We start from the raw sequence: 11,321 nt of genomic DNA, 5'->3' as shown, positions 1-11,321 counted from the left end.
ACCGGTCCGGGTGCTGTTACTTTGGACATTAGATTCTGAACATGATCAGTTGTCAGGAGAATGAAATGAACTTCTTGAAAATCAAACTGTTTATTGTGAGCGTCATCATGTTTGCCGCCAGCTCGGCGTTTGCAGACCTCAGTTTCGACGTATCAATTGACACCTCAAGGATTAACCGAACCAGAGGTTTTCTCTATCTTCAGTACGGTGGACTTAACGGGGTTCCTTCATCAGTCAATGTTCGCGAAATCAGATTCGCAGAATCAGGTTTTATCAGTGGTCCTCCTTCCGATCAAGTTGTCGACGGCAGTGCTGTGATCGGACGCCTGCCAAGCTTTGTGCATTTCAATAATACAAACGGAACAAATGATTATAATCAGGGTTATTGGTTCAAAAATCTCCTGAAATTCAATATCTCCTTCCCCGGCCCTCCTGTTGGCACTCCGGATGGCGGCAGCAGTACCTTCTCCCTATGCATTTTCCGGGACGAAATCGGTTTACAGCCCCTTTTTAATGCCGACGGTATTAATGGTTCAGTGGCTGGTTCCCTCTTTAACATCAACCTTATGAACGACGGCAGCACAAGCACCGAAATTTTTGCCAGCGAAGCTAGTGTCACCCCGACACCGGCGCCGATCCCGACCGCAGCCTGGCTGCTCGGCTCCGGGCTCATGGGGCTGGTGGGAATCAGGAGACGCCGGAAGTAGGCAGGATTTCAGCGATGAGTCAATGCCGGTGACGTTTCACTAAAGCATGTGCTACAGCTAAAAAGGTCTGGATCGGGGTCTCTACTCCGGTCCAGGCTTATTACTTTCAAACCCGGATAACGTGGTAGGAAGTTCATCTATCAACATCCTGACAAGTCTTCAGCTGATTTGCAGAAGGAAAGGAACTCCCCATGAAGAAGACCATCTTTACACTAGTTGCCGTTGCCGCAACAATATTAGCTCTCCGGCGCATCAAGCCGCGAAAACGAAAGCAACCTTATATCCCATATTATGGCTAACCTCAATGAGCTAAAAAGAACCTGCTTAATTGACCGTAGTAGCTGCTTTGTGCGGGTTACGTTCAAATGAAGGATGGAATCTCGGCAAAACTGAAAGGGAAATCAAAGGCGGTCCAGAGCAAATCTCTGGCCGCCTTATTTATGAGAGGCTGATCTGAAAAACATATGGTTTTATACTTGTTTACATCCTTATAAGCAGATATTATCCTTCACAATGAAAAAGCGTATCCTGTTTCTCTGTACCCACAACTCTTGTCGTTCCCAGATGGCAGAAGCGCTCGTAAACCACTACCTCGGCGACCGTTTCCAGGCTTATTCCGCCGGAACTGAAACGACCCGAGTCAATCCACTAGCTATCCAGGTCCTGTCGGAACTGGGTATAGTGATGACCGGCCACAGGTCCAAGTCCCTTGACGAGTTCGAAGATCAGCAATTCGACCATGTCGTCACTCTATGCGATTCTGCCAACGAACAGTGCCCAATCTTCTTTGGAGGAATTCGCCGGGTGCATATTGGCTTCGATGATCCCTCAAGGTTTGCCGGCACCATCGAAGAGCTCCTACCTGAGTTCCGGCGGGTAAGGGATGAGATTCTGGAGCAGCTTACTAGCTATCTGACTGATTCTCCAAATTCATGACTCTACATAGACTGCTTGTTAACCAATAGCAGTCCCGCAATTGCCAAAAAGCCAACCGGCCAACCGGATCACAGCCGGTATCCAGATTCCAGTCACCGAACCAGGAGCAATAACGGTCATCACCGGTATGAACCGCCGCTGCGACGATCTTCCAGGCTTCGGCCACGTTGGCCACTGCCAGGTTGAAGAGACCGTCATACGCCATGAGATTGCCACCCGGCACCGGGAGCCGCTCGATGTACTCCGGATCTGCACCCCCTACAGCAGGATAGTGCAGCCCGGTTTTAGCCAGGATCAACCGCGCCAGGGGGAAGAGGTGCAGACCGTCAGCTCTCCCCGCCGCCGCAAGCTGGATGGCATTCCGGTGCCAGGCGTGGATGTCGGGGGGCTGCTTCAGGAACCGGTCGCGGTGACACTCCAGGAGCAGACCAGACCAGAACCGGGTAATATCCGGATCGAGCAACCGGCGGCTCCCCTCTTGGAGGCAGCCGTACAAAAGGCCGTTCAAATGAGGTGACTTGCCGATAGCGCCGAGTCCGAGGCGAGGGGCAATAAAATAATCCTGATGCAGTTCGCAGCGCCGGTGAGCCTGGACATTGGTTTCATAAGCACCAACCTTGAGTTGCACGACCGGATGGATGGTCGCATCAGCAACAACGTGTGCACAGTAGCCGAGAAGCCAGGCCAGGCATCTCGCCTTCGCACCGTTGTCAGGCATCTTTTTCAGGTAATCGATACCCCGGATTACCATCTCTCCGGTATGGCTATAGTGCATGGCGTCAGCCCAAACCGCATCACCTGATTCGAAAGAAGCCAGATTGGGATAATCGGGACTGACCGTACCGAGAGCGCAGAAGCAGAAAAGTTCATCACCCGGAGACGACAAACCGGTAACAGGCAGCATGGCCTCAATGAAACAGGCCGAGTTTGCAAGCTCCCTGACCAGGGAGAGATGGGCATAAGGTCCGGGCATGATTCATCAACCTCGAATGGAATATTGCTTGGTCATTCTGCGTCCAGCTTAGCGAACATATTGATGGTTGCCGGGATGCAGGCATAGCAAATCATCGCCGAATGTCATGGAATAGTGACAGAGGCTCGGGAAGCTCGTCAAGGCGCGGCAGTAATAGAGGCAGGCATCCGGCAGTTTTCTGGTCTGGCAAATCTCGGGATTAGGAAGTGAACTGTTCATGGCTCCACGCTAGCATAGAAATGTGTGGTACTCATGCATAATGCGCTACGTTTTTATGAAGAAACGATCAGTTTCCTGGCCCGGAGTTTTGACTCCGGACCAGGCCTGTGAAGCGATTGCATACCCACCAAATGAGTTAAATTAGACCGACATCAGTTAGCAGCTGCTCCACCGCTGCGCAACTTAGCCTCTTCTCTGGCTTCATGCAGCGCCTCCAACTCCTTGAGCCGCTCGCCGAGCCATTGATGAAAAGAGCGGGCGCTATCGTAGTTCATGACAATCCCGGCCTCAACGGCGCGATAGAGGGTCTGGCCAAAGTCGGCCGGAACCTGGGCAATCTCGCTGCCGATAGCGCCGCCGTCAACCTCATGGGTGATGGAGGCCGGAACGCCTGAGCGCTCCAGGTAGAAATGGGTCACAATCTCGCCTCTTGGAGAAACCCCGCCATGTGCTCCGTTGACATAGACCGGATTGTAATCCTCGGCAAACAGGTACTTGAAAATTATCTGCGACTTGCTCATATCGTCTCCTTTTAATGAACCAGGGACTATTAGCTCCTGGTAAAAATCACCAATTACCGGCAGGTGGACTCTGCTGCCGTCAAGTTAGTACTTAACGAAACACACCAGCAGCGTCATTAACATAGCAATTCTCTATGACGCCCGTATTGCAGTCAGGCAACGATTTGCCGCAAATTTGCAATAGTATCCATAACTGATGAAAATGTCCGGCCAACAGCTTCCAGCAGCCGTATTAACAGAGAAGAAGCCACTCTGAATAGTTAACTAGACATATGATTATTGTTGCAAAATCGATACTTGCCAGTAATTCCGTTGTCAAGGAGGAGTGCTAGGATGACAATCATAAATTCTATTCTCAAGGAGTGCATTGTCATGAACAGAAAGAACCCAACCTGCATCGATTGCCGCTGCGGAGTTATCAGTCACACCATTGAGCGCCACGGGCGACAGTTGACCATGGAAGAAACCATTTTCTCCTGCGGCTCCCGGCTAAAACAGTCAGTCACGGCTAACGGCAATGTCGGCAAAGTTGAATTCATCGGTTGCAACTGCGCATCCTGATACAGGTTTGCAGAGTGGTGCGGAAAGGGACAGGCAATGGGAAGCAGAACAATTCTGCTGGTTGATGATAACCCGAATGACATATTTTTGGCCGTTAGAGCCCTGCGAAAAGCTGATTTTAAAAATGTCATTGTCAGGAACCATGGCAAGGAGGCCCTGGAATTTCTTCACAGCACATCTGATGGCAATAACGACAGCAAAGCAGCCCCTGAGATACTCATCGTAGACATCAACATGCCGATCATGAACGGCATGGAACTGATAAGGGCATTGCGGGCTGACCCTTTGCTGGGTCAGCTCCCGGTAATCGTCCTGAGTTCATCGTTCAACCCAAAAGACCAGAACACCTGTAAAGAACTAGGAGTACACACCTACCTTATCAAACCTCCCAGCCCGAACGACTTCAAGTCCGCCATAGCCGAACTGGACCTTCCTCCATTATCTAAAGAAGCATAGCCCACTGGCAACTGCCGTATTTAAGCTAGTTGCCAAAAAGTTTACATGATTGTAACTAAAGTGTTTTTTGCAAGAGACGATACTCCATAGAGCGTAATCAAACAACCATCCGCTATGCGTAACAAAGGCAGGCATGCAGATCGGTAGATTTGGGGAGCACTATGCAGGAAGCCTCTATCCAGAACAGCGTGATTATTGTCGGAGAACTGATCACATCAAACGACCAGACCGCTCCGCAGACCCTGGTAAGCGCCATTTCCGACCATTTTTTCAATACGCCAAACCTGGAAGCTCTGGCAGTGGTTGAGGGAGTGACGCCAAAAGGGCTGATAACCCGAACAAAACTGTTCTTCACCCTGTCGCGCAGGTTCGGCAACGAACTCTATTCACGGCAGCCGATCATTTCCATTGCCGACACTACGCCACTTATCGTCGCTGCCAGCGAATCGCTCGATGAGGTAATCGACAAGGCCTTTGCCCGTTCACCTCAAGATATTTACGACGAAATTATCGTTGCAGACGTAAATGGGGCTTACCTTGGCCTTCTGTCGGTAAAACAACTGGTAATTGAACAGAGCAATGCCCTGTCGCGCAGTGTTCTTTTGGAAGAAATGGCAACAGCCCGCTCCCAAGAGCTGGAAAGGATCAACCAGGTAAAGACCAAGTTCCTGGCCAATGTCACGCATGAGCTCCGTTCACCGGTAAACGCCATTATCGGATTGACCGAGCTGCTGCAAATGGCGGCAGACAGCGGATCAATGGAGCAGGTACAAGAGCGCCTGTCGTTCATGATATCTACGGCGACAAACCTCAGGGCCGTTATTACCAATATCCTCGATCTGTCGAAAATTGATGCGGGAAAAATGGAAGTCGCCCATCAACAGGTCGATGTAGCAGCAATGCTTGCCGAAGTTGCGGAGACCACCCGCATCCTGATCGGCAATAAACCGGTCGCAGTGCAGGTCATTACCCCCGTCGAACCGGTAGTGGTCTCTACGGATCCGATCAAACTACGCCAGATTGTAACCAATCTGACAAGCAATGCGGCAAAATTTACCGATCAGGGCTCCATTGCAATCGGTATGCTGATCCACGAAGACCAGCTGGTGATAGAGGTCCGCGACACCGGCATCGGCATCAAGGAAGAAGATATCAACCTTATCTTCAGTGCCTTCGCCCAGGTCGAAGACGCCTCAACCAAGACCCATGAAGGCACCGGGCTGGGCTTGACCATCAGCAAAAATCTCGCAAAACTCCTCGGCGGGTCCATTTCCGTCAGCAGCACCTACAATAAAGGCTCGGTTTTCAGCCTGTCTTTACCATTGAAACAGATCGACCAACAAGGAATCCACAGCCATGCAGCATAAGCAAACCGTGATGATTATCGATGATGATGAAATTCACCTCTATACCGCCAAGGGCCTTCTCAGCAGTGACCAGATTGAGGTAGTCACCCACCAGGGCTCCTTCGGCGCCACCACTCAGCTGAAGCATGTCAGGCCAGATCTGCTGTTGCTGGATGTGAACATGCCGGCGCTTTCCGGGGCGAAACTCGCTGAAATAGTAAAACCGCTCTGCCGGGAAATGAACACCGCCATCTTCTTCTACTCATCCAATGATGAAGATACCTTGCGGACTTTGGTAGCAACAAACGAAGTACAGGGCTATATCTGCAAAGGAGACATTGCCGCGCTGCGCAATAAAGTACACGATTATCTTGCTGCTATGCGAAACGGAGCGGACAGAGTATCAGGCAACTGAAAATCACCCCGTAACTATTATAGAAGCCAACGTCTTGAATCATCTCAGGTAGGTTTTTCCTGTTATTCAACAGACAATCACGCTCAGTTATGGACGCTATATCAAAATCTCCCAAGAAACGGATCAGATGCTGCCGGCGTCCTGGATGTCCTGCTGCAGCTTTCTGACTGCCTGCAGGGCCGAAAGGATCAGGTCTTCCGTGGGGCTGTGGGGACAATCGTGATAGGCGCGCTGCAGGGTTTGAATGATCTTGTCGGTGTCATAGTAGAGTGTCGTGTAGTGCTCGTTCAAAGTGCTTCTCCTGTTTGATAAGTATTCAGACAGCCAAGACCTACCATTCTCACGTTACCGTTGTATTACGGCAGGGCAATATTTACGCAAAAATATCAGGGAACTGCGATAACTGTCAACAGTAGCCATTGAGCGGCATCACTGTTTAAAGATTCCGGAGGCGCCATTATGCCGGGAATTTGCAAACTCTTTTCACTCCCGCAATACTTTCGCAATATTTGTCTGTTATCAATTAACAATAATAAAACGTTATGCATTCCGGTACAAAATACGATTAGCGCTGGACAACCTGAAGGAGAACTTAACCATGCAAAATCATTCAAACATGCACACCCTGACCCACACCATCATAAACGACTTGCAACAGGCATTTTCCGCCTGCTCAGATCATCCGACTGAAGGTCTGATCCTGTCTGCCATCGTGACTGTCAAGCAAGTCCATGATCTACTCCCGCAGCCGGAATCAGCAATGGCAGACCTTGATCCGGAAGAATACTGCTGCGCAATCTAACCAGCTAAGAGCCAAGGAGATTCATAGATGAAACGCATCATAACCGCCACCCTCCTCATGCTGGCCTGTGCGGCTCCTGCCATGGCGGCGTCAACGCCTAAAATCGGTGTTGTTGACCTGCAGCGAGCCGTTTCAGAGTGTTCTGCCGGGATCGAAGCCAGGGCCGACCTGCTCAAGAAGACTGAAAAGTACAATGCTGAATTGAAAGCCCTGTTATCTGATTTTGAAAAGACCAAGGCTGAAGCTGAAAAGGACGCTGCCAAACTCACTGCGGATGAACGGGCCGAGCGGGAAATACAGCTTCAGAAGAAGAGCCGTGATTTCCAGAACCGGCAGCGTGAGGCCCAGGAAGAGATCAAACTGCTTGAGGCAGACCATCTCAAGCGGATTACCAGCCGTCTTGGGTCAATAATGGCAAAAGTGGGCGACGAAGGTAATTATACGGCGATCCTCGATCGCAGTGTTGGACTCTTCTATTTCGGCAAGGATGCCGATATCACCGCGCAGGTCGTGCAACGTGCCAACGAGGAGCACTCCAGTAACAAAAAATAAGCGTCATTGTTTGAATATTGGTACGCGCGGCGTACTTTGCTGGCCAACCCGGCACCAGAAAGCCCGCACTGTGAGCATCATGCCTGCTGACGTGCGGGCTTTCGTGCAACATACGCGGCATCCAGAGAAGCAGACGCTTAAAGCCATACGAAAGGAATTACCGTTATGAAATGCCCTAAATGCAAATCCAAGGTAGGATTGCACTACCATGAACGGACACTTATTGAACGAGGCAATGCCCAAGGTATCTGCTGCTTCATGTGTGGTTTCTGGGTGAACGGTCCCGAACAGGAGGCCCTGGTTTTATTGAAAAAGTTCCGCTCGCGCAGACATAGATAATAGCAGCCCTGCAGGCAACCGGATTAGACCCGGCAGGTTTCTGTGATAGACTTTTCAGCAGATCAAAGCAGGTGAGAAGTCTTAACAGGAGCTGCCAATGTTCGAGTCGGCGGAGTTGGGCCACAAGATCGATAAGACTCGCTATAAGCGCGAAGTGCCGATCCTGCGGGAGGCCCTGCTGGATGCACAGACAGACCTGCTGCAATCGCGGAAATTCCCGGTCATCATCCTGATCGGCGGGGTCGATTGCGCCGGGAAGGGTGAGACGGTCAACATCCTCAACGAATGGATGGACCCCCGGCATATTGAGACCCATGCGCTACGGAATCTTACAGATGAAGAGCTGGAGCGACCGCCCATGTGGCGTTACTGGCGATCACTCCCCCCGCGTGGCAAGATCGGCATTTTTCTCGGTACCTGGTATTCGGCCCCGCTGATCGAGAACGTCTATGGCAACATTTCCAACGCCGAACTTGATCAACGCCTGGAACGGATAATCCGCTTCGAAAAAATGCTTTGTGACGAAGGTGCGCTGATCCTCAAATTCTGGCTGCACCTTTCCAAAGACCAGCAGAAAAAACGGCTCAACTCCCTGGAAAAGGATCCCGGCACCCGGTGGCGGGTAACAGACACCGACTGGAAGCATTACAAGCTCTACGACCGTTTCCACCAGGTCTCGGAACGGATGCTCCGCGCCACCAGCAGCGCCGAATCACCCTGGTTAATTGTTGAAGGGAATGATCCCCGCTATCGCTATCTCACCATCGGTACCGCAATCCACCAAGCTCTGCGCCGACGGCTCGACAACCACGAACCACCGCTCAAGGAAGAGCCGTTCCCCCCAATTACCCTGGCCATTGATGGGGTGCGGGTCCTGCATACCGTCGATCTCACGAAGCGGCTGGCAAAAAAAGAGTACGAAACCGAGCTCGAACAATGGCAGGGAAAACTAAACCTGTTGTCTCGCCACAAAAGATTCCACAAGCTTTCCGTGATCGTTGTTTTTGAAGGTTACGACGCAGCCGGCAAAGGTGGCGCCATCCGCCGCATAACCCAGGCCCTGGATGCCCGTCACTTTCGAGTAATACCAATCGCGGCACCCACCGAAGAAGAGCAGCTGCAACCTTATCTCTGGCGGTTCTGGCGCCATCTCCCCCATGCCGGAAGATTTGCCCTCTTCGACCGTTCATGGTACGGCCGGGTGCTGGTGGAACGGGTAGAAGGATACTGTTCCCATGCTGACTGGATGCGGGCCTACGGTGAGATCAATGACTTCGAGGAACAGCTGGTGCGCCATAATACCGTAGTGGTTAAGTTCTGGTTGGCAATAGACCGGAAAGAGCAGCTGAGGCGCTTCAAGGAACGGGAGAAGATCAGTTTCAAGCGGTTCAAGATCACCGACGAGGACTGGCGCAATCGCGAAAAATGGGACGACTACGAACTGGCGGTCTGCGACATGATCGACCGCACCAGCACCGAGATTGCTCCATGGACCCTGGTCGAGGCTAACGATAAGAATTATGCCAGGATTAAAGTTCTCAAGACCCTCTGCGCCAGGATAGAAGCGGCGCTGGACCGGAAGCGGAAGTGACCGCCTCTGCCGAGCACCAGGTTGGAGGGCCATGGTTTTGAACGGCTCCCATCTCCAAGAAGGGCCGCTATTCCCCCGGCACGAACGGGTCCGCGGCATCCGCCGCTGGCTCCCCGGCCTAGCGCTGCTCAAACACTACAACCGCTCCCTGTTTACCCAGGATCTTTTTGCCGGACTGGTCCTTACGGCGCTGCTGGCGCCGGTCGGCATGGGGTATGCCGAAGCAACCGGCCTTCCGGCTATTTACGGTCTTTATGCCACCATCGTCCCGCTTCTGGTCTACGCCCTGTTCGGCCCAAGCCGCATCCTGGTCATCGGTCCCGACTCGGCCCTAACCGCTCTCATTGCGGCTACTGTCCTGCCGCTCGCCGGAGACGATGCAATCCGTGCCGCCTCACTGGCTGCGGTCCTGGCCATTCTCTCAGGAGCGATCTGCATCCTGGCAGGCCTAGGCCGCTTCGGTTTCGTTACCGACCTGCTCTCCAAGCCGATCCGCCACGGCTATCTCAACGGAATCGCCCTCACCCTGCTGATCGGACAGCTCCCGAAAGTCCTCGGCTTTTCCGTGACCAGCGGCAGCATCCTTCAAACCGTAACCGGCCTGATTCATGGGATTTGGAACGGCAAGACCAACTTGATCGCGGCTGTTATCGGCTTTACCTGCCTGATGGTGATCATGGGCTGCAAGCGCTGGGCGCCACGCTGGCCGGGGGTGCTCTTTGCCGTGGCCGGCGCCTCGCTGGCGGTCGCCCTGTTCGATCTTTTAGGGCAAGCGCAAATCGCCGTAGTCGGGACGCTCCCGCAAGGATTGCCGACGCTGCATATCCCCCGCCTCACCCTCGATGAATTTTACACCCTCGGTACCGGCGCCGTGGCCATAGCCATGGTCTCCATCGCCGACATGAGCGTTCTGTCAAGGATCTATGCCCTGCGCGGCAGTTACTACGTGGACGACAATCAGGAACTGATCGCCCTCGGTCTCGCCAATGTTGCCACCGGCTTGTTTCAGGGATTCTCCGTGAGCAGCAGCGCCTCCCGGACCCCGGTAGCCGAAGCGGCCGGTGCCCGAACCCAGGTCACCTGCATGATCGGCGCGGTCTGTATCGCCCTGCTCCTGATGGTTGCCCCGGAACTGATGCGTCATGTGCCGACTGCCGCCCTCGGGGCGGTGGTTATTTCCGCCAGCTGGACGATCATGGAGATTGCCGGAGTCAGGCGCCTGTATCAATTGCGGCGTGGTGAATTCATCCTGTCGAATGTCTGCTTCCTGGGAGTTGCCCTGCTGGGGGTAATCCAGGGGATCTTCATAGCAATCGGCCTGTCCCTGCTGGTCTTTATCTGGCGGGCCTGGCGTCCTTACCATGCCATCCTCGGCCGGGTTGACGGCATGAAGGGATACCACGACATCACCCGTCACCCGGAAGGGAAACGGATCCCCGGCCTGATCCTTTTCCGGTGGGACGCCCCGCTGTTTTTTGCCAATGCCGAGATGTTCCGCGAGCATATCTTGCGGGCGGTCTCGGCAGCACCGACAAAAACGGTATGGATTGTGGTTGCGGCAGAACCGGTCACCGATGTGGACATCACTTCAGCCGACATGCTGACCGAACTGGACGGCGAGCTGCAGCAGGCCGGAATTCAGCTCTGCTTCGCCCAGATGAAAGGCCCGGTTAAAGACCGGTTGAAAACCTACGGCCTGTTTGTCAGAATCGGTACCGAACACTTTTTCCCAACCATCGGCCAGGCCGTTGACCGGTATGTGGCTCTGCACCAGGTTGCCTGGATCGACTGGGAAGATGCCCAACTCCGCAATGGCCAATTACAGCCCGATCCTTCCGGCAACAGTTAAAAAACACCCCTGCATGTCGTCACAAGATTGTTTGCCAACTGCAGTGCTACAGTC

Annotated in this window: 14 protein-coding genes; 10 read left to right on the top strand and 4 right to left on the bottom strand. The window is 53.0% G+C overall.

Features of this window, described 5'->3' with window-relative positions; translation table 11 throughout:
* Positions 1 to 65 precede the first annotated feature (65 nt).
* On the top strand, positions 66 to 707 hold the full coding sequence (locus KI809_RS17750; protein WP_214172940.1) for an NF038129 family PEP-CTERM protein: 642 nt from the start codon (positions 66 to 68) through the stop codon (positions 705 to 707).
* A gap of 513 nt (positions 708 to 1,220) precedes the next feature.
* Positions 1,221 to 1,643 carry an arsenate reductase ArsC gene (locus KI809_RS17745; RefSeq protein WP_214172939.1) on the top strand — a complete coding sequence of 141 codons (423 nt, stop codon included), beginning with the start codon at positions 1,221 to 1,223 and terminating at the stop codon, positions 1,641 to 1,643.
* On the opposite strand, the gene KI809_RS17740 is transcribed toward KI809_RS17745, so the two are convergent.
* From KI809_RS17740 to KI809_RS17730, 3 genes are all read right to left on the bottom strand, one after another.
* On the bottom strand, positions 1,612 to 2,616 hold the full coding sequence (locus KI809_RS17740) for a zinc dependent phospholipase C family protein (protein WP_214172938.1): 1,005 nt from the start codon (positions 2,614 to 2,616) through the stop codon (positions 1,612 to 1,614). The two genes, KI809_RS17745 and KI809_RS17740, sit on opposite strands and share 32 nt — an antisense overlap.
* Before the next feature lie 48 nt (positions 2,617 to 2,664).
* Positions 2,665 to 2,835 carry a hypothetical protein gene (locus KI809_RS17735; RefSeq protein WP_214172937.1) on the bottom strand — a complete coding sequence of 57 codons (171 nt, stop codon included), beginning with the start codon at positions 2,833 to 2,835 and terminating at the stop codon, positions 2,665 to 2,667.
* 152 nt (positions 2,836 to 2,987) lie between these two features.
* Positions 2,988 to 3,356, bottom strand: coding sequence for a hypothetical protein (locus KI809_RS17730; RefSeq protein WP_214172936.1), 369 nt, complete (start codon positions 3,354 to 3,356; stop codon positions 2,988 to 2,990).
* Positions 3,357 to 3,689: 333 nt separating this feature from the next.
* Between KI809_RS17730 and KI809_RS17725 the strand changes: the two genes are divergently transcribed.
* From KI809_RS17725 to KI809_RS17710, 4 genes are all read left to right on the top strand, one after another.
* A complete protein-coding gene (locus KI809_RS17725) occupies positions 3,690 to 3,917 on the top strand; it encodes a hypothetical protein (protein WP_214172935.1) in 228 nt (75 codons plus the stop codon).
* A 36-nt stretch (positions 3,918 to 3,953) separates the two neighbouring features.
* Positions 3,954 to 4,373 (top strand): response regulator, encoded by a 420-nt coding sequence (locus KI809_RS17720; RefSeq protein ID WP_214172934.1) that lies wholly within the window; start codon positions 3,954 to 3,956, stop codon positions 4,371 to 4,373.
* Between the two features lie 161 nt (positions 4,374 to 4,534).
* On the top strand, positions 4,535 to 5,740 hold the full coding sequence (locus KI809_RS17715; RefSeq protein ID WP_214172933.1) for a sensor histidine kinase: 1,206 nt from the start codon (positions 4,535 to 4,537) through the stop codon (positions 5,738 to 5,740).
* Positions 5,730 to 6,134: a response regulator gene (locus tag KI809_RS17710; protein WP_214172932.1), complete on the top strand. Its 405-nt coding sequence runs from the start codon at positions 5,730 to 5,732 to the stop codon at positions 6,132 to 6,134. The genes KI809_RS17715 and KI809_RS17710 overlap by 11 nt, the downstream gene beginning before the upstream one ends.
* A gap of 123 nt (positions 6,135 to 6,257) precedes the next feature.
* Here KI809_RS17710 and KI809_RS17705 read toward each other — a convergent pair whose 3' ends face one another.
* The gene (locus KI809_RS17705) at positions 6,258 to 6,425 is read right to left on the bottom strand and encodes a hypothetical protein (protein WP_214172931.1); all 168 of its coding nucleotides are present in this window, start codon (positions 6,423 to 6,425) and stop codon (positions 6,258 to 6,260) included.
* 307 nt (positions 6,426 to 6,732) lie between these two features.
* On the opposite strand from KI809_RS17705, the gene KI809_RS17700 reads away from it, so the two are divergent.
* The 4 genes from KI809_RS17700 (at position 6,733) to KI809_RS17685 (ending at position 11,267) form a co-directional block, all read left to right on the top strand.
* The gene (locus tag KI809_RS17700) at positions 6,733 to 6,936 is read left to right on the top strand and encodes a hypothetical protein (protein WP_214172930.1); all 204 of its coding nucleotides are present in this window, start codon (positions 6,733 to 6,735) and stop codon (positions 6,934 to 6,936) included.
* Between the two features lie 27 nt (positions 6,937 to 6,963).
* Positions 6,964 to 7,488, top strand: coding sequence for an OmpH/Skp family outer membrane protein (locus KI809_RS17695; RefSeq protein ID WP_214172929.1), 525 nt, complete (start codon positions 6,964 to 6,966; stop codon positions 7,486 to 7,488).
* A gap of 436 nt (positions 7,489 to 7,924) precedes the next feature.
* Positions 7,925 to 9,418 carry a polyphosphate:AMP phosphotransferase gene (pap, locus tag KI809_RS17690; RefSeq protein ID WP_214172928.1) on the top strand — a complete coding sequence of 498 codons (1,494 nt, stop codon included), beginning with the start codon at positions 7,925 to 7,927 and terminating at the stop codon, positions 9,416 to 9,418.
* 31 nt (positions 9,419 to 9,449) lie between these two features.
* The gene (locus KI809_RS17685; protein WP_214172927.1) at positions 9,450 to 11,267 is read left to right on the top strand and encodes a SulP family inorganic anion transporter; all 1,818 of its coding nucleotides are present in this window, start codon (positions 9,450 to 9,452) and stop codon (positions 11,265 to 11,267) included.
* The last annotated feature ends 54 nt before the right edge of the window (positions 11,268 to 11,321 follow it).

This window comes from Geoanaerobacter pelophilus, from assembly GCF_018476885.1.
GTDB classification, from domain to species: Bacteria; Desulfobacterota; Desulfuromonadia; order Geobacterales; family DSM-12255; genus Geoanaerobacter; species Geoanaerobacter pelophilus.
Note: the sequence above shows the minus strand (reverse complement) of the source record. Positions and strands in the feature narration are given on the sequence as shown.